The 23,041-nt window shown below is 62.4% G+C and carries 23 protein-coding genes and 1 tRNA gene; 8 read left to right on the forward strand and 16 right to left on the reverse strand.

Annotated elements, in window-relative coordinates:
* The first annotated feature begins 12 nt into the window (after positions 1-12).
* The 3 genes from rpmA to proB all read left to right on the forward strand — a co-directional run bounded on the left by rpmA (position 13) and on the right by proB (position 2,709).
* On the forward strand, positions 13-270 hold the full coding sequence (rpmA, locus tag AC1DZE_RS10570; protein ID WP_457279679.1) for a 50S ribosomal protein L27: 258 nt from the start codon (positions 13-15) through the stop codon (positions 268-270).
* Between the two features lie 119 nt (positions 271-389).
* Positions 390-1,466, forward strand: a complete 1,077-nt coding sequence (gene cgtA / locus AC1DZE_RS10575) for an Obg family GTPase CgtA (protein WP_477649123.1) — start codon at positions 390-392, stop codon at positions 1,464-1,466.
* Positions 1,467-1,572: 106 nt separating this feature from the next.
* Positions 1,573-2,709 carry a glutamate 5-kinase gene (proB, locus tag AC1DZE_RS10580; protein ID WP_477669838.1) on the forward strand — a complete coding sequence of 379 codons (1,137 nt, stop codon included), beginning with the start codon at positions 1,573-1,575 and terminating at the stop codon, positions 2,707-2,709.
* A 45-nt stretch (positions 2,710-2,754) separates the two neighbouring features.
* Here proB and AC1DZE_RS10585 read toward each other — a convergent pair whose 3' ends face one another.
* Both AC1DZE_RS10585 and AC1DZE_RS10590 read right to left on the reverse strand, forming a co-directional pair.
* Positions 2,755-3,264: a CNP1-like family protein gene (locus tag AC1DZE_RS10585; protein ID WP_477673801.1), complete on the reverse strand. Its 510-nt coding sequence runs from the start codon at positions 3,262-3,264 to the stop codon at positions 2,755-2,757.
* Positions 3,261-3,965, reverse strand: a complete 705-nt coding sequence (locus tag AC1DZE_RS10590) for an RNA pyrophosphohydrolase (RefSeq protein WP_477670208.1) — start codon at positions 3,963-3,965, stop codon at positions 3,261-3,263. The genes AC1DZE_RS10585 and AC1DZE_RS10590 overlap by 4 nt, the downstream gene beginning before the upstream one ends.
* Positions 3,966-4,125: 160 nt before the next feature.
* Between AC1DZE_RS10590 and AC1DZE_RS10595 the strand changes: the two genes are divergently transcribed.
* Together AC1DZE_RS10595 and AC1DZE_RS10600 are read left to right on the forward strand one after the other, a co-directional pair.
* Positions 4,126-5,868: a proline--tRNA ligase gene (locus AC1DZE_RS10595; protein WP_477700015.1), complete on the forward strand. Its 1,743-nt coding sequence runs from the start codon at positions 4,126-4,128 to the stop codon at positions 5,866-5,868.
* Positions 5,869-5,875: 7 nt separating this feature from the next.
* On the forward strand, positions 5,876-6,550 hold the full coding sequence (locus AC1DZE_RS10600; RefSeq protein ID WP_477674012.1) for a lytic transglycosylase domain-containing protein: 675 nt from the start codon (positions 5,876-5,878) through the stop codon (positions 6,548-6,550).
* A gap of 430 nt (positions 6,551-6,980) precedes the next feature.
* Here AC1DZE_RS10600 and AC1DZE_RS10605 read toward each other — a convergent pair whose 3' ends face one another.
* The 5 genes from AC1DZE_RS10605 to AC1DZE_RS10625 form a co-directional block, all read right to left on the reverse strand.
* Positions 6,981-7,421: an NUDIX domain-containing protein gene (locus tag AC1DZE_RS10605; RefSeq protein WP_477674011.1), complete on the reverse strand. Its 441-nt coding sequence runs from the start codon at positions 7,419-7,421 to the stop codon at positions 6,981-6,983.
* Positions 7,418-8,383, reverse strand: coding sequence for an ATP-binding protein (locus AC1DZE_RS10610; RefSeq protein ID WP_477694559.1), 966 nt, complete (start codon positions 8,381-8,383; stop codon positions 7,418-7,420). Before AC1DZE_RS10610 ends, AC1DZE_RS10605 begins: the two co-directional genes overlap by 4 nt.
* A gap of 11 nt (positions 8,384-8,394) precedes the next feature.
* Positions 8,395-9,636: a bifunctional glutamate N-acetyltransferase/amino-acid acetyltransferase ArgJ gene (argJ, locus tag AC1DZE_RS10615; RefSeq protein WP_477674525.1), complete on the reverse strand. Its 1,242-nt coding sequence runs from the start codon at positions 9,634-9,636 to the stop codon at positions 8,395-8,397.
* A 58-nt stretch (positions 9,637-9,694) separates the two neighbouring features.
* A complete protein-coding gene (secA, locus tag AC1DZE_RS10620) occupies positions 9,695-12,460 on the reverse strand; it encodes a preprotein translocase subunit SecA (protein WP_477700016.1) in 2,766 nt (921 codons plus the stop codon).
* Positions 12,461-12,672: 212 nt separating this feature from the next.
* Positions 12,673-13,653, reverse strand: coding sequence for a M23 family metallopeptidase (locus tag AC1DZE_RS10625; RefSeq protein ID WP_457279690.1), 981 nt, complete (start codon positions 13,651-13,653; stop codon positions 12,673-12,675).
* 53 nt (positions 13,654-13,706) lie between these two features.
* Between AC1DZE_RS10625 and AC1DZE_RS10630 the strand changes: the two genes are divergently transcribed.
* A complete protein-coding gene (locus tag AC1DZE_RS10630) occupies positions 13,707-14,024 on the forward strand; it encodes a hypothetical protein (protein WP_477649133.1) in 318 nt (105 codons plus the stop codon).
* A gap of 124 nt (positions 14,025-14,148) precedes the next feature.
* Here the strand turns inward: AC1DZE_RS10630 and AC1DZE_RS10635 are convergent.
* From AC1DZE_RS10635 to petA, 6 genes are all read right to left on the reverse strand, one after another.
* A tRNA-Thr gene (locus tag AC1DZE_RS10635) sits at positions 14,149-14,224 on the reverse strand.
* Positions 14,225-14,235: 11 nt separating this feature from the next.
* On the reverse strand, positions 14,236-14,787 hold the full coding sequence (locus tag AC1DZE_RS10640; protein ID WP_477669848.1) for a ClpXP protease specificity-enhancing factor: 552 nt from the start codon (positions 14,785-14,787) through the stop codon (positions 14,236-14,238).
* A gap of 183 nt (positions 14,788-14,970) precedes the next feature.
* Positions 14,971-15,582, reverse strand: coding sequence for a glutathione S-transferase N-terminal domain-containing protein (locus AC1DZE_RS10645; RefSeq protein WP_007868077.1), 612 nt, complete (start codon positions 15,580-15,582; stop codon positions 14,971-14,973).
* Between the two features lie 85 nt (positions 15,583-15,667).
* Entirely contained in the window at positions 15,668-16,423 is a 756-nt protein-coding gene (locus AC1DZE_RS10650) for a cytochrome c1 (RefSeq protein ID WP_477669849.1), read from the reverse strand.
* Between the two features lie 16 nt (positions 16,424-16,439).
* Positions 16,440-17,981, reverse strand: coding sequence for a cytochrome b (locus AC1DZE_RS10655; RefSeq protein WP_477669850.1), 1,542 nt, complete (start codon positions 17,979-17,981; stop codon positions 16,440-16,442).
* A 127-nt stretch (positions 17,982-18,108) separates the two neighbouring features.
* Positions 18,109-18,744, reverse strand: coding sequence for a ubiquinol-cytochrome c reductase iron-sulfur subunit (petA, locus tag AC1DZE_RS10660; protein WP_457279695.1), 636 nt, complete (start codon positions 18,742-18,744; stop codon positions 18,109-18,111).
* A 291-nt stretch (positions 18,745-19,035) separates the two neighbouring features.
* On the opposite strand from petA, the gene mscL reads away from it, so the two are divergent.
* On the forward strand, positions 19,036-19,461 hold the full coding sequence (gene mscL / locus AC1DZE_RS10665; RefSeq protein ID WP_457279696.1) for a large conductance mechanosensitive channel protein MscL: 426 nt from the start codon (positions 19,036-19,038) through the stop codon (positions 19,459-19,461).
* A 174-nt stretch (positions 19,462-19,635) separates the two neighbouring features.
* On the opposite strand, the gene pdxA is transcribed toward mscL, so the two are convergent.
* Positions 19,636-20,646 (reverse strand): 4-hydroxythreonine-4-phosphate dehydrogenase PdxA, encoded by a 1,011-nt coding sequence (gene pdxA, locus AC1DZE_RS10670; protein WP_477672781.1) that lies wholly within the window; start codon positions 20,644-20,646, stop codon positions 19,636-19,638.
* A 20-nt stretch (positions 20,647-20,666) separates the two neighbouring features.
* Entirely contained in the window at positions 20,667-20,813 is a 147-nt protein-coding gene (locus AC1DZE_RS10675) for a hypothetical protein (RefSeq protein WP_477700017.1), read from the reverse strand.
* Positions 20,814-20,881: 68 nt separating this feature from the next.
* Here AC1DZE_RS10675 and AC1DZE_RS10680 point away from each other — a divergent pair, with 68 nt between their 5' ends.
* Complete coding sequence (locus AC1DZE_RS10680; protein WP_477672780.1) at positions 20,882-22,231, forward strand: hypothetical protein; 1,350 nt, start codon at positions 20,882-20,884, stop codon at positions 22,229-22,231.
* A 17-nt stretch (positions 22,232-22,248) separates the two neighbouring features.
* Here AC1DZE_RS10680 and AC1DZE_RS10685 read toward each other — a convergent pair whose 3' ends face one another.
* Entirely contained in the window at positions 22,249-23,010 is a 762-nt protein-coding gene (locus AC1DZE_RS10685; protein WP_477672779.1) for a Nif3-like dinuclear metal center hexameric protein, read from the reverse strand.
* Positions 23,011-23,041 lie beyond the last annotated feature (31 nt).

The following is a 23,041-nucleotide window of genomic DNA, read 5'->3' on the forward strand; positions in this document are numbered from 1 at the left end:
GAGTAACGAAAAATGGCACAGAAAAAAGGCGGCGGCTCTACGCGAAACGGGCGTGATTCACAGCCCAAAATGCTCGGCGTCAAGAAATTTGGCGGTGAAGTCATTAACGCAGGCAGCATCATTGTGCGCCAGCGTGGCACCAAGTTCCACCCAGGCGTCAATGTCGGCATCGGCAAAGACCACACGCTGTTCGCGCTGGTTGACGGCTCGGTCTCGTTTTCCATCAAGGGTGCGCTGAACAAGCACACCGTGAATGTGACCCCGGCGTAAGCTGATCACTTCGATAAGTCACTTCGACTGAAACGAAGCCCCGACCTGTCGGGGCTTTTTTGTTTGTAAACTTGATCTCCGGCCCCTGACGCCCCCTGTTTTAACCGCAGCACTCCATCATGAAATTTGTTGACGAAGCCTTTATTGACATTGCCGCAGGCGATGGCGGGAGTGGCTGCGTCTCCTTCAGCCACGAAAAGTACAAGGAGTTCGGCGGCCCAAACGGTGGCGACGGCGGACGCGGCGGTCATGTGTACGCGGTGGCCGACATCAACCTGAACACGCTGGTGGACTTCCGGTTTTCACGCCGCCACGAGGCCCGTAACGGCCAGCATGGCATGGGTTCCGACATGTTCGGCGCCAAGGGCGACGACATCATCCTGAAGATGCCGGTAGGAACCATCCTGACCGACGGCGAAACCGGGGAAGTACTTTACGAATTGCTGGTTCCCGGTGAACAGGTGCTGATCGCCAAGGGCGGCGACGGCGGCTTCGGCAACCTGCGCTTCAAAAGCTCGACCAACCGCGCGCCACGCAGCAAGACACCCGGCTGGCCCGGCGAGCGAAAAAGCCTCAAGCTCGAACTCAAGGTACTGGCCGACGTCGGCTTGCTGGGCATGCCCAATGCCGGCAAGTCCACCTTCATTTCGGCCGTGTCGAACGCGCGCCCGCGCATTGCAGACTACCCTTTCACCACCCTGCATCCCAACCTCGGCGTGGTACGCGTGGGCCCGGAACAAAGCTTCGTGGTGGCAGATCTTCCCGGCCTGATCGAGGGTGCTTCGGAAGGCGCCGGCCTGGGCCACCTGTTCCTCCGGCATCTGCAGCGCACCCGCCTGCTGTTGCATATTGTCGACATGGCGCCTTTCGATGAAGGCGTGGACCCGGTGGCGCAAGCCAAGGCGATTGTGGGCGAACTCAAGAAATACGACGAAGCCCTTTACGACAAACCACGCTGGCTCGTCCTCAACAAGCTCGACATGGTGGACAAGGACAAACGTGCCGCGCTCGTGAAGGACTTCGTCAAACGCTTCAAGTTCAAGGGCCCCGTCTTCGAAATCTCGGCCTTGACGCGCGAGGGTTGCGAGCAGCTGGTCAAAACCATTTACCAGCATGTGAAGAGCGTCCAGAAAAGCGAGCAGCCGGTGGAAGAGGTTGATCCGCGATTTGCCGAACTGCCGCCGGAATCCCCGTAACGGCCTTTCCCCGCTGATTTTCGGGCAAACGCCGCCGGCATTTGCTATATAAACGATAGCTGCTTGCGCCCGCCCTGATTGGGCTAGAGCCCTAAAATACACTTAAATGCAAGAACAAACCGGCTCCTTGGTCCTGCGCAACGCCAAACGCATCGTGGTGAAGGTGGGCTCCAGCCTGGTCACCAACGAAGGGCGCGGGCTGGATTCCGTGGCCATCGGCCAGTGGTGCGAGCAGCTGGCAGCCCTCGTGAAGGACGGCCGGGAGGTCATCATGGTCAGCAGCGGCGCCATTGCCGAGGGCATGAAACGCCTGGGCTGGGCAACGCGGCCCAAGGCCATCCATGAGCTGCAGGCAGCCGCCGCCGTGGGCCAGATGGGTCTGGTACAGGTTTATGAAACCAAGCTGCGCGAAAACGGCATCGGCAGCGCCCAGGTCCTGCTGACGCACGCCGACCTGGCTGACCGCGAACGCTACCTCAATGCGCGCTCCACCCTGCTGGCGCTGTTGCAGCTTGGCGTAGTACCCGTCATCAACGAAAACGACACCGTCGTCAATGACGAGATCAAGTTTGGCGACAACGACACACTGGGCGCACTGGTCGCCAACCTGGTGGAAGCCGACGCGCTGGTCATCCTCACAGACCAGCGCGGCCTCTACACCGCCGATCCGCGCAAGGACCCGGCCGCACAGTTTGTGCATGAGGCCAAGGCCGGCGACGCAGCGCTGGAGACCATGGCGGGAGGCGCAGGTTCCAGCATTGGCAAGGGCGGCATGATCACCAAGATCCTGGCCGCCAAACGCGCCGCGGGCTCAGGCGCATCGACAGTTATCGCCTGGGGCCGCGAGCCGCAAGCGCTGGTCCGGCTCACCCGGGGCGAGCCCATCGGCACGCTGCTGGTGGCGCAAACCCAGAAGATGCAGGCCCGCAAGCAATGGATGGCCGATCACCTGCAAATGCGGGGCTCAGTCACCGTGGACGCAGGCGCCGTGGGCAAGGTGCGCGATGAGGGAAAAAGCCTGCTGCCCATCGGCATGACGGCCGTTCAGGGGGAGTTTTCACGCGGCGATGTCATCGCCATCAGGGATCCCGGAGGCGCCGAGATCGCGCGCGGCCTGGCCAATTACTCAAGCGCCGAAGCCCGCATGATCTGCCGCAAGGCATCGTCAGAGTTCGAAAAACTGCTGGGCTACACGGGCGAACCCGAAATGGTTCACCGCACCAACCTGGTATTGAGCCGCTAGGTTTGCCGGGCGCCACGCTGCGGCGTCGCAGCCGCGAGCCCTCGCCTATTCCCGGGTCCTGAAATTCGGGTTCTTCAGCCGCGACACCATCAGGTCCACTGTTTGCACAGGTGCCGCGCTGTCGCAGGCGCCGGCCCTGGCCAAACGGAAAGCATGCTTGGACGGCATATTGCCGAACACCGACTTCCACTCCGGATTGCTGACGTTGGTCCATTTGCCGTCTGAATAGCGGGCATAGGTCTTGAATTCGCCGGTGCTGCAGCGTATGCCTTCGTACATCACATTGCGTGCGCCGCTGGCATTCGAGGCCACGATCACGTAGCGCACGACGCTGTCCTTGTTCGAAATCTGGATGGTCGCAGGGTCCACGCCGTACACCAGCTGGGAATTGGGCGACACCTCAAACGTGACGAGTTTGGTGAGGTCGAAGGCCGGCGGCGCCGAAACGCTGTCTTCTTTCCACTCTTCGGGATCATCCGCCGGGGCCACGGCCCATGATGTACAGCTGATCCCCAGCAAAAGCGCGGCGGCCACAAGGGCGGGTTTGAGATTCATGGTTTGGTTGGTTGGCTGTTCGCATCCAGGCTGGTCTGCGGATCGGGTTCAAAAGTGGCGCCGGGCGGCAATTCAAAAGACGCCCCCAGCCGTGTCAGTGGTGCATGAAAGGGCTCGCCAGCGGGCGGAAAACCGCCCTCGCCGGCCTGGCCCGCGTGGTCACGCTGATGCAAGCCCCCGCGCAAATAACGGTTGCGGTGGTCGGGGCGCTGCTCGAAACGCGCGTCCGTGCGCGGAACGAACCGCGACAGCTCGGTCAGGGCCATTTCGTACACGCCGCGCTTGAACTCAACCACCACGTCCAGCGGCACCCAGTAGTCGTTCCAGCGCCAGGCATCGAACTCCGGATGGTCTGTGGCGCGCAGGTTCAAGTCCCAGTCGTGGCCGACCAGTTGCAGCAGGAACCAGATTTGTTTCTGGCCTTTGTAATGTCCGCGCGCATCGCGGCGGATGAACCGGTCAGGCACCTCATAGCGCAACCAGTCTCGGGTTCGGGCCAGCACATTCACATGCTGCGGCATCAGCCCCACTTCTTCATGCAACTCGCGGTACATGGCCTGCTCGGGATTTTCGCCCCGGTCAATGCCACCCTGCGGAAACTGCCACGAGTGGGTACGGATACGTTTGCCCCAAAATACCTGACTTCTCTGGTTGAGCAAGATGATGCCGACGTTGGGCCTAAAGCCGTCCCGGTCAAGCATAATCAAACCTCAATTTTTTAAACTGAGTCCATTATGCACAGCGAAGGCCCCAGCGCCAAGCGCACGGCGGGCTGCAGCACCCCTTTCCCGTTCCCTTTTCGTTCCTTTTTCGACTCTTTTCCATCCTTTTTTCCAACCCCGGAATTCCCGAAAACCGCCCATGAAAGCCTCCCAGTTCTTTATTTCCACCCTCAAGGAAGCGCCTGCCGACGCGGAAGTCGTCAGCCACCAGCTCATGATGCGGGCCGGCATGATCAAGAAACTGGGCGCCGGCGTGTACAACTACATGCCGATGGGCCTGCGCGTGATCCGCAAGGTCGAGGCCATCGTGCGCGAGGAAATGAACCGCGCCGGCGCGATCGAAATGACCATGCCGGTGATCCAGCCGGCCGAGCTCTGGCAGGAAACCGGCCGCTTTGAAAAAATGGGCCCCGAACTGCTGCGCATCAAGGACCGCCACGGCCGCGACTTTGTCGTCCAGCCGACCAGCGAGGAAGTCGTCACCGACGTGATGCGCCAGGACATCAAGAGCTACAAGCAGCTGCCCAAAAACCTGTACCAGATCCAGACGAAATTTCGCGACGAAYGCCGGCCGCGCTTCGGCCTGATGCGCGGGCGCGAGTTCATCATGAAGGACGCTTACAGCTTTGACCGCGACCAGGCGAGCGCCAAGGCCAGCTACCAGGTCATGGCCGCGGCTTACCGCAAGATTTTTGACCGCTTCGGCCTGACCTACCGCGCCGTCGCGGCGGACAGCGGCGCCATTGGCGGCGACCTCAGCGAAGAGTTCCAGGTGATCGCCGCCACCGGCGAAGACGCCATCGTGTATTGCCCCGGCAGCGACTACGCCGCCAACATGGAAAAAGCCGAAGCGCTGGCGCCCCAGGGCGCACGCAAGGCCGCTTCCCAGGCGCTGACCAAAACCGCCACGCCCGGCAAGGCCACCTGCGCCGACGTGGCCGAGCTGCTGGGCATCCCGCTCGCTTCCACCGTCAAGTCGCTGGTACTGGCCACCGACCAGGTTGATGAGACCGGCAAGATCGTCAAGACACAGGTCTGGCTGCTGCTGCTGCGCGGCGACCACGACATGAACGAGGTCAAGGTTGGCAAGGTGCCGGGCCTGGCGGACTTCCGCTTTGCCACCCTGCCGGAGATTGAAGACCATTTCGGCTGCAAGCCCGGCTACCTCGGCCCGCTCAACCTGAAGAAGCCCGTCAAGCTGGTGGTTGACCGCGAAGTCGCGGCCATGGCCGACTGGGTGTGCGGCGCCAACGAAGTGGACTTCCACGTTACCGGCGTCAACTGGGGCCGCGACCTGCCCGAGCCCGAACTGGTGGCCGACATCCGCAACGTGGTCGCGGGCGACCCTTCGCCCGACGGCAAGGGCGCGCTGGTGATCGAGCGCGGCATCGAGGTCGGCCACGTGTTCTACCTCGGCACCAAATACAGCCAGGCCATGAACGCCACCTTCCTCGGCGAAAACGGCAAGCCACAGTTCCTAGAAATGGGTTGCTATGGCATCGGCATCACGCGCCTGCCGGCCGCCGCCATTGAGCAGAACCACGACGAACGCGGCATCATCTGGCCCGACGCGATTGCGCCCTTCACCGTGGTGCTGTGCCCCATCAGCCCTGACCGCTTTCCCGAAGTTGAAGCAGCCGCCAACAAGCTTTACGCCGAACTGCTTGCTGCCGGCGTGGACGTGATCCTGGACGACCGCGGCGAGCGGCCCGGCGCCATGTTTGCCGACTGGGAACTGATTGGCGTGCCGCACCGCGTCACCATCGGCGACCGCGGCCTGAAAGACGGCCAGCTCGAATACCAGCACCGGCGCGATGCGGCTTCCAGCAAGATCGACGTTGCCGGCGCCTTTGATTTCCTCAAGGGAAAGCTGGCGCTTTGACGCTCCAATGGTTTCCGTGCGCTCATTGACCCTGTCCGCATCCGAAGCTGCCGCCCAGGCCGGGGCACAGGGGATTTCCAGGCGAAGCTGCCTGCAGGCCCTGCCCATCGCCCTCAGCCCGCTGCTGCTGGCGCAGCAGGCGCATGCCGGTGCGCAGGTGGAAGAGCCGCTGATCGACTCGGTGCGGACCGCGCTGAGCTCTGCCATCGCCAACCAGGCGCCGCCCGTGCCCGAGTTCAAGGACACCGAAAGCCGGCTCGCCTACCTGCGCTGGCTGGGCGCCATGAGCGAGCGGCTGAAGAAGAAAAAACCCGAGTGGCAAATCCGCAAGGAGTTTTTGCAGACCGTCTGGTACGAAAGCCGCCGCGCCGGACTGGACACCACGCTGGTGCTGGGCCTGATCCAGGTCGAGAGCAACTTCCGCAAGTTCGCCGTGAGCAACGTCGGCGCGCGCGGCTACATGCAGGTCATGCCCTTCTGGACACGCGTGATCGGCGACGGGGATCCGTCCAAGCTCTTTCACATGCAGACCAACCTGCGCTTTGGCTGCGTGATCCTGCGCCACTACCTGGACCGCGAACGCGGCGACCTCTTCATGGGCCTGGGCCGCTACAACGGATCGCGGGGCAAGTCGCCCTATCCCAATGCCGTGATGGGTGCCAGCAAAGCCTGGGAATATTAGGCACACCCCCGTTCAGGCTCACTGCGTGTAGCCTGCTCCCCCCTTGCAGGGGGCGGCGCCTGCGGCCTGGCAAAGCCAGTTCCGCAGCCCCAGCTTGATACAGCATGGCGCTATCAATTCAATAGCTACTCGCGCACGCCAATATTGGGCTGAGGCCCTATTTGATGCCTGAAAATCGGGTTTTGACGCTGTTTTTCGGCCGAGACAACAGATTTTGAAGGTGTTTTGGCGCCCAAAAAGGGCTTTTGAGCCTCTTTTTACCCATGAATAGTGCCTCTAGACCAATACTGGCGAGCGCAAGCAGCTATAAATTTAATAGCGGTCGGCTGCCTTGCCAGCAGGGGCCGCGGAACTGGCTCTGCCAGTCCGCAGGCGCCGCCCCCTGCAAGGGGGGAGCAGGCTACACGCAGTGAGCCTGAACGGGGGTGTTCTATTTTTCTGCAGCAAACCAGTCAAGTACAGGCACCGTGCCCGGCAGCACCGGCTGCACTGTCACCGGCAGGTTTTGCCAGGCATACGACTGGCCTTCGTGCATATGCAGCTCGCCGGTCCAGTCGAAGACCTTGCAGAAATTGAGGCGGACCAAGGCGTGCGGGTAGTCGACCATTTCGACTTTCCAGGGCTGGGCGGCGCCTATGGTGACGCCGATTTCTTCCTGCAGTTCGCGTCGCAGGGCCTGCTCGACGGTTTCACCGGCTTCGAGCTTGCCGCCAGGGAATTCCCAGTAACCTTCGTACACCTTGCCTGGGGGGCGTGAGGTCAGAAGGAAATCGCCATCCGGCCGTATCAGCACGCCGACGGCTACGTCGACTACCTTGCGGTCCACACCGCCCTCGCGCGGGCGCTCGCCGTCGGCGACCAGCACGCTCATGTGGAGTGGTCTGGGGCTTGGTCAGATGGAGCCGCAGCAGCCGCACCCGGCCGCTCATACGCCGCGATGGGCGCAGCCGCCACGGGCCGGCTGGCGCTGTCGCGTCCGGCGTAGTCGCGGGCGAACTGGTAGGCCACGCGGCCGCTGCGCGAGCCACGCTCCAGCGCCCAGACCAGTGATGCGGGCCTCGCGGCCGCGATCGCATCGGGGCCCACGCCGAAGGACGACAGCCACTGCGCGACGATGGTCAGGTATTCGTCCTGGGTGAACGGGTAAAAACTGACCCACAAGCCGAAGCGCTCAGACAGCGAAATCTTTTCTTCAACCACTTCACCGGGATGCACCTCGCCATCGTCGCCGTGTGTGTAGGTGAGGTTTTCGGTCATGTACTCGGGCAGCAGGTGGCGCCGGTTGCTGGTCGCGTAGATCAGCACGTTGGGCGTAGCCGCTGCGACAGAGCCATCGAGGATGGACTTGAGCGCCTTGTAGCCGGGCTCGCCTTCCTCAAAACTCAGGTCGTCGCAAAAGACGATGAATTTTTCAGGCAGCCCGGACACCACGTCGACGATGTCCGGCAGGTCGGTCAGGTCGGCCTTGTCGACCTCGATCAGCCGCAGGCCGCGCGCCGCATACTCATTGAGGCAGGCTTTGATCAGCGAGGACTTGCCGGTGCCGCGGGCGCCGGTGAGCAGCACGTTGTTGGCGGGCTTGCCGCTGACAAACTGCTCGGTGTTGCGCCGGATTTTTTCCTTCTGGTCCTCGATTTCCTTGAGATCGCCCAGGCTCATGTTGCCGATGTGGCGCACCGGCTCCAGCGAGCCGTGGCCGGAGCTGCGCTTGCGGTAGCGGTAGGCAATCGAAGCGCTCCAGTCGGGCGCGGTGAGCGGTTGCGGCAACACGGATTCAATCCGCGCCATCAGGGACTCGACGCGGGTGATCAGGCGTTCAAACTGCTCGTTCATGCTCGGCCGGACTAGCTGCGGTAATCCGCGTTGATTTTGACGTAGTCGTAGGAGAGGTCGCAGGTCCAGACGGTGTCGGCTGCATCGCCCCGGCCCAGCACCACGCGCACGGTGATCTCGCTTTGTTTCATCACGCGCTGGCCGTCGGCCTCCACATAGGCAGGGTGGCGGCCGCCGTTTTTGGCGACCAGCACATCGTCCAGGTACAGATCGATCTTTGTCTGGTCCAGGTCATCGATGCCGGCATAACCGACGGCCGCCAGGATGCGGCCGAGGTTGGGGTCGCTGGCGAAGAAAGCGGTTTTCACCAGCGGCGAATGCGCAATCGCATAGGCGACCTTGCGGCACTCTTCGCCGGTCTTGCCGCCTTCGACGGCGATGGTGATGAACTTGGTCGCGCCTTCGCCATCACGAACAATGGCTTGTGCCAGCTTCTTCGCGATGCCCAGCATGGCAGCGCGCAGGGCCTTGCCTTCCGCGCTGTCCAGCGAGGTGATGGGCGGGTGTTTCGCCTTGTTGGTGGCCATCACAACGAACGAGTCGTTGGTCGAGGTGTCGCCGTCGACCGTCACGCGGTTGAAGGAGCCTTCGGCAAGCTCCGTGGCCAGCTGCGCCATGAGCGGCTGGGCAACGCAGGCATCCGTCGCCATGAAGCCGAGCATGGTGGCCATGTTGGGCCGGATCATGCCGGCGCCCTTGCTGATGCCCGTGATGGTGACGTCGGCGCCTGCGATCTTCACGCGCGCGGAGAAAGCCTTGGCGACGGTATCCGTCGTCATGATGGCTTCGGCGGCGTTGCCCCAGTTGTCGGCCTTGGCGGCTTCCAGCGCGGCCGGCAGGCCCGCCGCGATGCGGTCGTTGGGCAGCGGCTCCATGATGACGCCGGTGGAAAACGGCAGGATCTGCTCGGGCGCAATATCCAGCAGGCGGGCCAGCGCAATGCAGCTGGCATGCGCGCGGTTCAGGCCGTCGTCACCGGTGCCGGCGTTCGCATTGCCGGTGTTGATGAGCATGGCGCGTATGCCCGCCGTCTTGCCGTCATTTTTGGCCAGGTGCTCGCGGCAGATCTGCACGGGCGCCGCACAAAAGCGGTTTTGCGTGAAGACGGCACCTACGGACGCGCCTTCGTCGAGCAGCAGCACCGACAGGTCTTTGCGATTGGCCTTGCGGATGCCCGCCTCGGTAATGCCCCAGCGCACGCCGGGTACAGGGTAAAGATCCGCAGCGGGCGTAGCAACCAGATTGACGGGCATGTTCCAGGACTCCGGAAAATCAGGGTTAAGTCGGGCAGTGTTCAGCGCAGCGCGGTGCTCAGTTCAGTCGGCCGTGGCAGTTTTTGTACTTCTTGCCCGAGCCGCAAGGGCAAGGGTCGTTGCGGCCCACACGCGGCACTTCGTCGGCCGGTATGGACGACGCACGGCGCTGCGATTCGCTGTCCAGCGTCGTTTCCACCTCACCGGTTTCAGTGGGCGCGGTGTAGGTGACGTTGGTGATGTTCTCGGCCCGGTTTTCCAGTTCCTCGGCGGCCTGCTCCAGCTGTTCGCCCGACTGGACCTTGACCGTCATCAGCACCTTGGTGACCTCGTTCTTCACGCTGTCCAGCAACTGGCCGAAGAGTTCAAAGGCTTCGCGCTTGTATTCCTGCTTGGGCTGCTTCTGCGCATAGCCGCGCAGGTGAATGCCCTGGCGCAGGTAGTCAAGGGCGCTCAGGTGTTCACGCCAGTGGCTGTCGATGCTTTGCAGCAGGACGATGCGTTCGAACTGCGTGAAGTTTTCTTCGCCGATCTTTTCGACCTTGTCGGCGAATGCGACGTTGGCCGCGGCGATGACTTTTTCCACGACTTCGTCGTCGGTGATGGCGGTCGCTGCCTCCAGCTCCTGGCGCAGGGGCAACTCGATCTGCCACTCGTCGCGCAGCACATTCTCGAGGCCGGCGATGTCCCACTGCTCTTCAACGCTTTCAACCGGCACGTACTGCCGCGCCAGGTCGGTGAAACAGCCCTCGCGCAGTGAAGCGATTTGCGCCTGCAGGTTGGCCGCATCCATGATGTCGTTGCGCTGCTGGTAAATCACCTTGCGCTGGTCATTGGCCACGTCGTCATATTCCAGCAACTGCTTGCGGATGTCGAAGTTGCGCGCCTCGACCTTGCGCTGGGCCGACTCGATGCTGCGGGTCACGATGCCCGCCTCAATCGCCTCGCCGTCGGGCATCTTGAGCCGCTCCATGATGGCCTTGACGCGGTCGCCCGCGAAGATGCGCATCAGCGGGTCGTCCAGGCTCAGGTAAAAGCGCGATGAACCGGGGTCGCCCTGGCGGCCCGAACGGCCGCGCAGCTGGTTGTCGATACGGCGCGATTCATGACGTTCGGTCGCGATGATGCGCAAGCCGCCCAGGGAGGTAACCTGCTCGTGCTCTTCTTTCCAGACCGTGCGCAGACGGGTGATTTCCGCCTCCCTGGCCGCTACATCGAGCGACTCGTCCGTTTCAACCGCTTCAATCAATTTTTCAACATTACCGCCCAGCACGATGTCGGTGCCGCGGCCCGCCATGTTGGTGGCAATGGTGATCATTTTCGGCCGCCCGGCCTGGGCAATGATGTCGGCTTCGCGGGCATGCTGCTTGGCGTTGAGCACCTGGTGCGGCAGGTTTTCCTTGATCAGCAACTGGTCGATGATTTCGGAGTTCTCAATCGACGTCGTGCCGACCAGCACGGGCTGGCCGCGCTCATAGCATTCACGGATGTCCTTGATCGCAGCTTCGTACTTCTCGCGGGTAGTCTTGTAGACGCGGTCCAGCTGGTCGTCGCGGCGGCTGACGCGGTTGGGCGGGATGACAGTGGTTTCGAGGCCGTAGATTTCCTGGAATTCGTAGGCTTCGGTGTCGGCCGTTCCGGTCATGCCGGCCAGCTTGCTGTACAGGCGGAAATAGTTCTGGAAGGTGATGGAGGCCAGCGTCTGGTTCTCAGCCTGGATCTGCACGCCTTCCTTGGCTTCGACAGCCTGGTGCAGGCCGTCGCTCCAGCGGCGGCCCGACATCAGGCGGCCGGTGAATTCGTCAACGATCACGACCTCGCCGTCCTGCACCACATAGTGCTGGTCGCGGTGGTAGAGCAGGTTGGCGCGCAGCGCTGCATACAGGTGATGCATCAGCGAAATATTGGCCGGATCGTACAGCGTGGCGCCTTCCGGAATCAGGCCCAGGTTGAACAGCAGGCGTTCGGCGTTCTCATGACCCTGCTCGGTCAGGAAGACCTGATGGGTTTTCTCGTCGATGGTGTAGTCACCGGGCTTGGTCACGCCTTCGCCGGTGCGCGGATCGGCTTCGCCTTCCTGGCGCGTCAGCAAGGGCACGACCTTGTTCATCGCCAGGTACATCTCGGTGTGGTCTTCAGCCTGGCCGCTGATGATGAGCGGCGTGCGGGCTTCGTCGATCAGGATCGAATCGACCTCGTCAACGATGGCGTAATTCAGGCCGCGCTGCACGCGGTCTGCCACCTCGTAGACCATGTTGTCGCGCAGGTAGTCAAAGCCGTATTCGTTGTTGGTGCCGTAGGTGATGTCGGAGCCGTAGGCCGCCTGCTTTTCCTCGCGCGACATGTTGGGCAGGTTGATGCCGACGGTGAGGCCCAGAAAGTTGTAGAGCTTGCCCATCCAGCGCGCGTCGCGGCTGGCCAGGTAGTCATTGACTGTCACCACATGCACGCCTTTTCCGGTCAGCGCGTTGAGGTAGACCGGCAGCGTGGCGGTGAGGGTCTTGCCCTCGCCGGTGCGCATTTCGGAAATCTTGCCGTTGTGCAGCGACATGCCGCCCAGCAGTTGCACATCAAAGTGACGCATCTTCATGACGCGTTTGCTGCCCTCCCGGACCACGGCAAAAGCTTCAGGAAGAATGGCATCGAGTTCTTCGCCTGCGGTCACCCGGTCTTTGAATTCCTGGGTTTTGGTGCGCAGCTGGTCGTCGCTCAGCTTCTCATACTCGAGTTCCAGCGCATTGATGCGTTCTACGGTTTTGCGGTAGGTTTTGAGCAGGCGGTCGTTGCGGCTGCCGAAAATTTTGGTCAGGATGTTGGAAGCCATAAATGCGAGGCCGCCTTTGACCGCTCCCGCGAGCTAGGCAATGCGGCCGAAATCCCTTTTTGTGTACGGAACCTAGGTGTGGGCGCCAACAGTTACTTCAACTGGGCCCAAACCCCTGATTTTAACTCTGCCAAGGGAGTCGCATGGCCCGCCGCCGTAAAACCGCAGCGGCAAGCCAAAAGCCGTGCACGTGGCACGGCAGCGGCAAGCGCCTAGTGGGGGCGCGGCAGCTGGGGAGCCGGCACAGCCGGCCGCGGAGAAACCGCTGCCACCGTGGGCCCGGGCAGTTTTTGCCCTGCGGTCAGGAATTTTTGCGGGTCCTGAAAGACGCCCTGGACCAGCACCTCGAAATGCAGGTGCGGACCGGTGGAACGGCCCGTGGTGCCCACTTCTGCAATCTTCTGGCCGCGCTTGATCAGGTCGCCTTTTTTGACCAGCACGCGGGACGCATGGGCGTAGCGTGTGACGAGTTCGTTGCCGTGGTCGATTTCCACCATGTTGCCGTAGGCGGGGTGGTATTCCTGCGTGACGACCACACCGCCTGCGGCGGCAAGAATCGCGGTACCCGGCTCGGACGGGAAATCCAGGCCGGTGTGCAAGGCGGAGCGTCCGTTCATCGGGTCAATGCGCCAGCCGAAAGGTGAGCCCAGATTGCCACCGGCCACCGGCTCCTGGGTGGGAACCATCATTTTCTTGATCTTCTGGTCGAAGAGGCGCGACTCCATCACGGTCATGAGATCCACGCGCTGGTCGGTCAGTTTGTCCAGGTCAGCCAGGGTAGCTTGCAGCTCTTCCATGGTCAGCGAAGGACCCGCCACCAGCACGCCGCCGCGGCCAGGCGTCACCTTGATGTCATTCGGGCTGACCCCTGCCAGGCCCGACACCCGCTCGCCGAGCGCTTCGAGCTGCATCATCTTGGCCTGCATTTCACCGACCCGCCTGGCCATGACATCGAGGTTTTCACGCATAAAGCGGTCACGCTGGTCGAATTCGTCCTTGACCATGAGCTTGACCAGCGAGCCGACGACCGGCCAGCCTTCCCGCGCTCCCTTGAGGAACACCCAGTGATAGAGACCCGCAGCCACGAGCATGAGCGCCAGGGCGGCGACAAAGCCGGCCAGCACCAGTTTGGTACCGCTTAAATAAATGGCCCGGCTTTTCGCCAGCCACGCATCCGTGATAATCAAATGCACTTGTCTACCTCTTTTTTTTCAGCTTGCGCTTGCCAGGCTGCTATCTGCCCATCATGACCACTGACCGGCGCCTTCCCCAGGCGCTTTCCGTTTACCAGGCGGCCGGGAATTCACCTTCCCTGGCACGGCTGACGGAACTCGTTCAGGAGTCCGGCGAAAGGCTCAAGGCCATTGAATCGCTGCTTCCTGAAGCCCTGCGGCCCGCCGTTCAGGCCGGACCGATTGACGGTGAAACCTGGTGCCTGCTGGTGAATGGCAATGCGGCTGCTGCAAAAATCCGGCAGTTGCTCCCCCTGATCCAGGCGCGCCTTCTCGGCAAAGGTTGGAAGGTTACATCAATTCGGCTCAAGATACTAATAGCCAAAAAGTAGTCGTCCAGACCGGCTCACAGAAGCCTCAATACGTCGTGGCCCGCATGTTGATCACATTGCCTGCTACCAATTTCGTAGCGTATGGTACCCATATGGCATGGGGAAGGCAACAGGAAAGGGAAAATGGTGCCGCTTGTCGGAATCGAACTGACGACCTACCGCTTACAAGGCGGTTGCTCTACCAACTGAGCTAAAGCGGCACAAAGCTATTTTACTTGACCCGTTTCAGTGAAGGCCGTGTGCGCGGCGACTTGGGCGGATCCGGCGGCTCGGAACCGTCATCGGCTTGCGAATCTGCGCTGCTTTCGGGCACCAGCTGCATGATCTTTTCCGGGCCTTCCGCCGGATTGTGCGGATGCGCAGCCGGCGCGGCAGCCACCGGAGGTGCGCCATGAGGGTCTTCGGCGCCCGCCTCAGCGCCGGAAACCGGACCGGCGGAAGCCGCAACCATGGGAAAGGCCATGCCTTGCCCGTTTTCGCGGGCATAGATCGCAATCACGTGGCTGATGGGCACCATGATTTCCCGGGCACTGCCGGCAAACCGCGCCTTGAACTCGATGAAATCGTTGCCGAGCTTGAGTGACGAGGTCGCGTCAAAACTGATGTTGAGCACGATCTCGTTGTTCTTGACGTACTCGCGCGGCACCTGCACGGTGTCGTCCACCGACACGGCCACATAAGGCGTGAAGCCGTTGTCAGTGCACCACTCGTACAAAGCCCGTATCAGATACGGTCGCGTTGACGTGGAGTCCAGGGCGTTCATGAATTCAGCCAAGTTAAACCCGAACCATCATATGGGCACCCTCTTCACCGGCCGTGAGAGATCTCTCTTCGCCAGCCAGGGCCGCGGATCCGGCTTCGCCGGGCCGCAGGCGCAGCGCCCCTCTTCTTCTTGCAAGGGGCAGCGCACAGCCGAAGGTACACGCAGTGGCAAGCGTGGGGGCCATTATTTCCGCATGACCTTTTCGGAAGGCGTCAGCGCTTCGATATAGGCGGGGCGCGAAAAGATGCGTTCCGCATACTTGAGCAGCGGTGCGGCATTTTTCGACAGGTCAATGTCGTAGTAGTCCAGGCGCCACAGCAGCGGGGCAATCGCCACGTCCAGCATGGAAAAGTTATCGCCGAGCATGAACTTGTTTTTCAGGAAGATCGGTGCGAGCTGCGTCAGGCGGTCGCGGATATGCGAACGGGCTTTTTCAAGCGCCTTTTCGTTGCCTTTGGAGGCGCGCGATTCCAGCGTGCTGACGTGGACGAACAGTTCTTTTTCGAAGTTCAGCAGGAAGAGGCGAACGCGCGCGCGGTCAACCGGGTCGCCGGGCATGAGTTGCGGGTGCGGAAAGCGCTCGTCGATGTACTCGTTGATGATGTTCGATTCGTACAGGATCAGGTCGCGCTCGACCAGGATAGGTACCTGTCCGTATGGGTTCATCACATTGATGTCTTCCGGCTTGTTGTACAGGTCAACATCGCGAATTTCGAAGTCCATGCCCTTTTCAAACAGCACAAAACGGCAGCGGTGCGAGAAGGGGCAGGTCGTGCCTGAATAAAGGACCATCATGGTGCGGAACTCCTAAATGCAAAGGAGTGGATACATTGAAAGCATCCACTCCAGAAGGTGCCGGGAGCTTAGCCCCGGCGAAAAATTACTTGACGTCTTTCCAGAACGCCGCATTCAGGCGCCAGGCAACAAAGGTCAAGCCGAGAAGGAAAATCAGCACCCAGACGCCGACGCGAATACGGGTGTTCTGGGCCGGCTCGCCCATCCATTGCAGGTAGCCCACGAGGTCGCCCATCGCCTGGTCATACTGCAACTGCGTCATGGTGCCGGGGGTGAGCTGCTTCCAACCCTTAAAAATCTCCACTTTATGGCCGTGCTCTTCCTTGTAGTCGTACTGCGGCTCGCGCGTGCCCTGCAGTTCCCACAACACATGCGGCATGGCCACACTCGGGAAAGCGCGGTTGTTCCAGCCCGTGGCTTTGGTGTTGTCGGGGTAGTAGCTGCGCAGGTAAGTGTAAAGATAGTCGGCACCCGTGCCGCCGGCACCCGATCGCGAACGTGCAATCACGGTCAGGTCGGGCGGATTGCCGCCGAACCAGTCCTTCGCCTGCTTGGGATCAATCGCAGCCTTCATGGTGTCGCCGACCTTTTCGGTCGTGAACAGCAGGTTGTCCTTGATTTGTTGCTCGGTCAGGCCGATGTCTTTCAGGCGGTTGAAGCGCATGAAAGCAGCGGAGTGGCAGTTCAGGCAGTAATTGACGAACAGCTTGGCACCGTTTTGCAGCGAGCCCAGGTCATTCGTGTTGTTCGGTGCCTTGTCCCAGGCAATACCGCCTTCGGAAGCGTGTGCACCGGCAACCAGGCCGAGGGCCGCGATCAGGGAAAAAATCAGTTTTTTCATTGTTGTTATCTCCTGCTTAGTGACCGTGGAAAATAATACGGTCAGGCGGCGTTTTAGGCGTACCCAGGCGGCTCCACCACGGCATCAAAAGGAAGAAACCAAAATAGAACAGGGTGCCGAGCTGGGACACGCGCTCACCGATGGCCGATGGCGGTTGAACACCCAGGTAACCGAGTACCAGGAAATTCACGACAAAAATGCCGTAGAGGTATTTGTGCCAGTCAGGGCGGTAGCGGATGGACTTGACCGGGCTGTGGTCCAGCCATGGCAGGAAGAACAGGATGATGACCGCACCACCCATCACGACCACGCCCCAGAACTTGGCGTCGATACCCTTGATCATCATGCCCCAGAGCTCGCCCAGGAAAGGCACGCCGGCCAGCGGTTTGGCCAGCGCATCCAGGCCTTGCGCGATGCCTGCGCCGGCGGAAGGAATGACCAGGCCGATCCAGTTGGCGATGGAAGGCAGCAAGCCCAGCAGCAAGGCCGCGCCGACGGCAATCACCAGCACGGCTGGCTTGAAGATGCCGGAGAGTTTGCGGGCGGCAAGCACTGCGGCGACGATCGCGATGATGCCCAGTGCACCGGCCATTTCACCGGTGATGGCGCGCAGCATCGAGTAGTAAGGCGTGAAGTACCAGACCGGTGCGATGTGCGCAGGCGTCTTCAGCGGGTCGGCCGGGATGAAGTTGTTGTACTCCAGGAAGTAGCCGCCGAACTCGGGCGCGAAAAAGATGATCGCCGTGAAGATCATCAGGAAGACGCTCACACCGAAGATGTCGTGCACCGTGTAGTAAGGGTGGAAGGGTATGCCGTCCAGCGGGTGGCCTGCGGCGTCCTTCGGCGCATTCGGGCCCTTGATTTCAACGCCGTCGGGATTGTTGGAGCCGACTTCATGCAGCGCGATGATGTGCGCGGCCACCAGGCCCAGCAGCACCAGCGGCACGGCAATGACGTGGAAAGCAAAGAAGCGGTTCAGCGTCGCGTCACCGACCACATAGTCGCCGCGGATCAGCAGCGCGAGGTCAGGGCCGATGAAAGGGATGGCGGCAAACAGGTTGACGATCACCTGGGCGCCCCAGTAGCTCATCTGGCCCCATGGCAGCAGGTAGCCCATGAAGGCCTCGGCCATCAGGCACAGGAAAATCGCGCAGCCGAAGATCCAGACCAGCTCGCGCGGCTTGCGGTAGCTGCCGTAGAGCAGGCCGCGGAACATGTGCAGGTAAACCACCACGAAGAAAGCGGAAGCGCCGGTGGAGTGCATGTAACGGATCAGCCAGCCCCAGGGGACGTCGCGCATGATGTATTCGACAGAGCCGAAAGCCAGTGCGGCGTCGGGCTTGTAATTCATCGTGAGGAAGATGCCGGTGACGATCTGGATGACCAGCACCAGCATGGCCAGCGAGCCGAAGATGTACCAGAAGTTGAAGTTCTTCGGTGCGTAGTACTCGCTCATGTGCTCTTTGTAGAGCTTGCTGGCGGGAAACCGGTTGTCGACCCAGTTCATCGCCTTGACGGCGAGCGGGGCATCGGGGGAAATTTCTTTGAATTCAGCCATAACTGATCCTGGTTCGGTGGGATTCTTTGGCAAGCACCTGGTACGCGGCAGAAAGGTCGGCGGGTATCAGGTGCTGGCTACAGGGTCTTGTGAAGGAGCTTGGTTAACGCGGGTTAAGGCAAGCGCCTCAGGCCTTCTTGTCTTCACCAATCAGCAGACGGGTGTCCGAAAGGTACATGTGCGGCGGCACTTCCAGGTTGTCCGGCGCCGGCTTGTTCTTGTACACACGGCCGGCCATGTCGAAGGTCGAGCCATGGCAGGGGCACAGGAAGCCGCCGGCCCAGTCGTTGGGCAGCGAAGGCTGTGCGCCGGGCTGGAACTTGTCAGAGGGCGAGCAGCCCAGGTGCGAGCAAATGCCCACCACCACCAGCGTTTCGGGCTTGATGGAGCGGTTTTCGTTGCGGGCGTATTCGGGGGTCAGTTCGTCGGGCTTGCGCTCGGATTTGGGGTCGGCCAGGAGGGCATCGACCTTGGGCAGCTCGGCGAGCTGCTCGGGCGTGCGTTTGATGATCCAGACGGGCTTGCCGCGCCATTCCACCGTGATCTTTTCGCCGGGTTTCACGCCGGAGATATCGACCTCGACGGCCGCACCGGCAGCCTTGGCTTTTTCGGAGGGCTGGAAAGTGCTGACAAAGGGGATTGCGGTGGCTGCAACGCCTGCGCCGCCTACAGCGCAGGTGGCCACGAGCCAGTTTCTTTTATCTTTATCGACGGGGGCGCCGTGGGGCACACCGTTCGCGCTTGCTTCGCTTGCTTGGGTCATGAGAGTCCTTCAAGAACTGGCTTGAAATAGGCTTGGTGGGAGGCTTAGTGGGGTCAACCCGCAATTGTAGCGGAGCGCGATGTCGTTTTTCAAGGCGGAGGGCCCGGCCCGGGCGGCGGCAGCCCGCATGGCTGGGCCGGAAGTGCCCGTTTTTAAGGCAGCCGGCCGCCTTCGCATACTTTGTTGCAAGCCGCGCCTTTCGCACCGCCCGAAAACACGGCCAGCCTTCATAATCATTTTTTGCAGAACGCCGGTACGGCCGGCAACCGCTACCAATAACAGGAGAGACTCATGGGAATGATGCAGGAATTCAAGGAATTTGCCGTCAAGGGCAATGTGATCGATCTGGCCGTAGGCGTGATCATTGGCGCCGCTTTCGGCAAGATCGTCGACGCCGTGGTGAGCGACCTGATCATGCCGCTGGTGGGCCTGGTCTTCGGCAAGCTGGACTTTTCCAGCATGTACGTATTGCTGGGCACTGTGCCGCCGGGCACCGACATGTCGCTTGAAGCCCTCAAAAAGGCTGGGGTCCCGGTCTTTGCCTATGGCCACTTCCTGACGGTGAGCGTCAACTTCGTCATCCTGGCTTTCATCATTTTCCTGATGGTCAAGCAGATCAACCGGCTCAAGCGTCACCACGAAGCCGCACCACCGCCCGCCGCGCCACCTGAAGACATCGTGCTGCTGCGCGAAATCCGCGACAGTCTAAAAAAGTAACCCCCCTGTTGCCCGCTCACTTCGTGTAGCGGGCCTCTCCCCTACAGGGGACGGCGCCTTGCGGCTGGCAAAGCCAGACCGCGGCCCCCGCTTGCGAAGGCATGGCTATGCTATTGATTTAATAGCTGCTTGCGCAGGCTCCTATTGGGCCAGGGCCCGATTTCGCTTGAATTTTCAGCCGGCAACAAGCTGGCGCGCCATGCGAACAGCCGCCAGCAAGCTGGATGCGTCCGCGCGCCCCGTGCCGGCGATGTCAAACGCCGTGCCGTGGTCGGGGCTCGTGCGCACCAGCGGCAGCCCCAGCGTCACGTTAACGCCCTGCTCCACGCCCAGGTATTTGACCGGGATCAACCCCTGGTCGTGGTACATCGCCACCACCACGTCAAACTCGCCGGGTTTGCCGACAGCATGGCGTGCACGCATGAACACCGTGTCGGGTGCGAAGGGACCGCTCACATCCAGCCCTTGCGCGCGGGCGGCAGCGATGGCCGGCGCGATGATGGCCTGCTCTTCGCTGCCGAACAGTCCGCCTTCACCGGCGTGCGGATTCAGCCCCGCCACCGCGATGCGCGGTGCCCGGCCCAGGCTGGCAGCCACCGCGCTGTGCGTGATGCGCAAGGTCTGCAACACGTTGTCAAAGGTGACGGCCTCAATGGCGCGCCGCAGTGACATGTGAATGCTTACCAACACGGTCTTGAGTTCATCGTTGGCCAGCATCATGCGCACCGGCACGTCCGCCGCCGATTTACCCAGAAAAGCGGCCGCCTCGGCCTGAAGCATTTCGGTGTGGCCCGGAAAAGCGGCCACCCAGCCACCGGCCGCCGCCAGTGCCTCCTTGTGGATGGGCGCCGTCACCATGGCGCATGCCTCGCCACCCAGCACGCTGCGCGCCGCCCAGACGATGCAGTCAGCCGCAGCCTGGCCCGCCCGCGCATTGACCTGGCCGTAAGGCACGGTCTCCAACTCGCATTTTTGCAACACCCCGATGCAATGGGGCGGCACCCCCGCCGCATCGGCCAGGGCGTCCAGCCGGGCCACCGGCAGCGCCAGCGGGGACGCTGTCAGCGCGGCAGCGCGGCGCATCGTGGCGACATCGCCTACCACGGCGCAGCCCGCCATTTCAACGGGCGCGTCGCGAAAAGCCCTGGCGATGATCTCCGGGCCGATGCCGGCGGCGTCACCCATGGTGATGAGCAGCGGCTTGTTCACAAGCCGGGCGCCGCCGCGGTGAATTGCGGCCACAGGGTGCATTTGGTTACAGGAAACCCCATAATCACAAAGAAACAGGTCAACACACCGGCTGCACAGCGCAGCGCCGGATCAATGAATTCAGGGGGGTCGGTCAGATGCATGCTGGGGGTATTTTGGCGCAAACCACATCGCAGCGGCAGCTCGCCGGCGCACAGGACATCAGCCTGCCATGAATGCTGCCATGCCCGTCCTGATGTCCGACGGTGAAATGATGCTGTGGAGTGCTGCGGCCGGCGCACTTGGCCTGGTGCTGCTGCTGGCCCTGGCCGATGCCCTTTACAGCCGCACCCGCGCTGCCTGGCAGACCCTGGCTTACCTCGCGCTTTGCTGGCTGGTGGTGATGCTGCTGAGCGGCCTGCCCATGGAGCTCTGGCCGGACGGCAAGGAGTCGCTGGGCATTGCGCAACTGCTTGTCGGGCCGGCTTGCGCGTCGATGGGCAGCTTCGGCGCCAGCAAATGGCTGTCGGCCCACCAGCGCGACCACCTGATGAAGGTCAGCCTGCTAACCATCACGCTGGTCTGCATCGCCGGCGGGCCGCTCTGCCTGCTGCTGGAGCCGCAGTGGGCCCTGCCCGCCTCGGCAACACTCGCCGTCGTCAATCTTTCCGTAGTGCTGTGGCTGTCGGTTCGCGCCACGCAACTCGGTGACCGGCTGGCCTGGGGCCTGGCGCTGGGCTGCCTGCTGACGCTGCCCGCGCAGATCGGTCTGTACGGCCTGGCGCTGAGCCCCACCCGGTTTTCACTGCCGCTGCAGGCCGGCGTGGCTATGGCAGCCTTGCTCAGTGTGGTCATCACGGCCGCCATGCTGTGGCTGCGCAACCGGCAGACCCGGCAGTTGAAGCACGGCGAAGCGTCGGGGCATGACCCGATCACCCAGCTCTATGACGGCGTGGCGATGGTGCAGAAAATCATCCGTGCGCAGCGCCGGCGTCTGCGCACGCGGCGCGACGGCGCGCTGATGGCCGTGCTGCTGTTCGAGCCCGAAGGCCTGCTGCCCCAGATTGGCCAGGCCGGCCTGAACGAAATCTACATCCAGATGGCGCGCCGCATTCAGCGCCACACCGGCGCCGTCAACCCGGCCGGCCGCTACTATGACCGCTGCTTTGTCGTGCTGCTGGAAACCATGCATTCGCCGCGCTGGATACGCACACTGGGCCTGCGCGTGGCCTCCGACCTGCGCCGGCCGATGGACGTGACGGCCCTGGGCGGGGGGCGCGCCCGGATCAAGCCGGACATTGCCGTCGGCATCGTTCATCTGTCGGTCGCCGGCAAGGACGTCGCCCAGCTGCTGCACGAAGCGCAGTCTGTGGCGCAGGCTGCCCGCGCCATGCGCTCCCGCGCCGCCCTGCTGGACCCGGAAACCCGCACCGCCGTGCCGGTGGAGCATGCCGAGCTGGGCTCCAGCTGGCATGCGCTGCGAAACGCCGCGCCGCAAACCCCGCTGCGGGCCAAACCCGCCGGCCCTAACGCCAGCCCCAACGCCAGCCGAACCGGGCGGCAGCGCCACAAGCCGGCCTGATCCCCGCAAGAAACGCTTCAGGCCGGGTTGTCGATGTCGATGAACTGGTGGGCCAGGCCGAGCTGCGTGGCAACCTGCGCCGCCACGGCCGGCGCGCCGTAGCGCTCGGAGGCGTGGTGCCCGCAGGCAATAAAGACCACGCCCATCTCGCGCGCGTAGTGCGCCTGGGGTTCGGAAATCTCGCCGGTGATGAAGGCGTCGGCGCCTGCGGCAATCGCCGCCTCAAAATACCCCTGCGCGCCGCCTGTGCACCATGCTATGTTTTTGATAGCTGCTTGCGCTGGTCCTGCTTTGGTTACAGCCCGATCAAGCACTTTTTCCACATGTGTTGCCAGTGCGCCGGCATCTGAAAACTGCCCTCCGTCGACACGCCCACCGATAAAACCCAGGTCCTGTTCGCCGAATCGCCCCGTCGCCGTGAGGCCCAGTTGCAAGCCCAGCTGGGCGTTGTTGCCGAGCTCGGGATGCGCGTCCAGTGGCAGGTGGTAGGCATAGAGGTTGATGTCGTGCGCCAGCAACATGGCCAGGCGCTGCTTCATCCAGCCCGTGACGCGGCCGTCCTGGCCGCGCCAGAACAGGCCGTGGTGCACAAAGACGGCGTCAGCCTGCGCCGCAATCGCCGCTTCGATCAGCGCCAGGCTGGCGGTAACGCCGGAGACGATCTTGCCGACCAAGGGTTTGCCTTCGACCTGCAGGCCGTTGGGGCCGTAGTCCTTGAAACGCGCGGGCTGCAAAAGCGTGTCAAAGGCCTGCAGCAAGTCCTGTCGTGTGGTGCTCATGGCCCCATTGTCTCAGGGCGCTGCCTCAGGA

This window comes from Polaromonas sp. P1_F1, assembly GCF_056405795.1.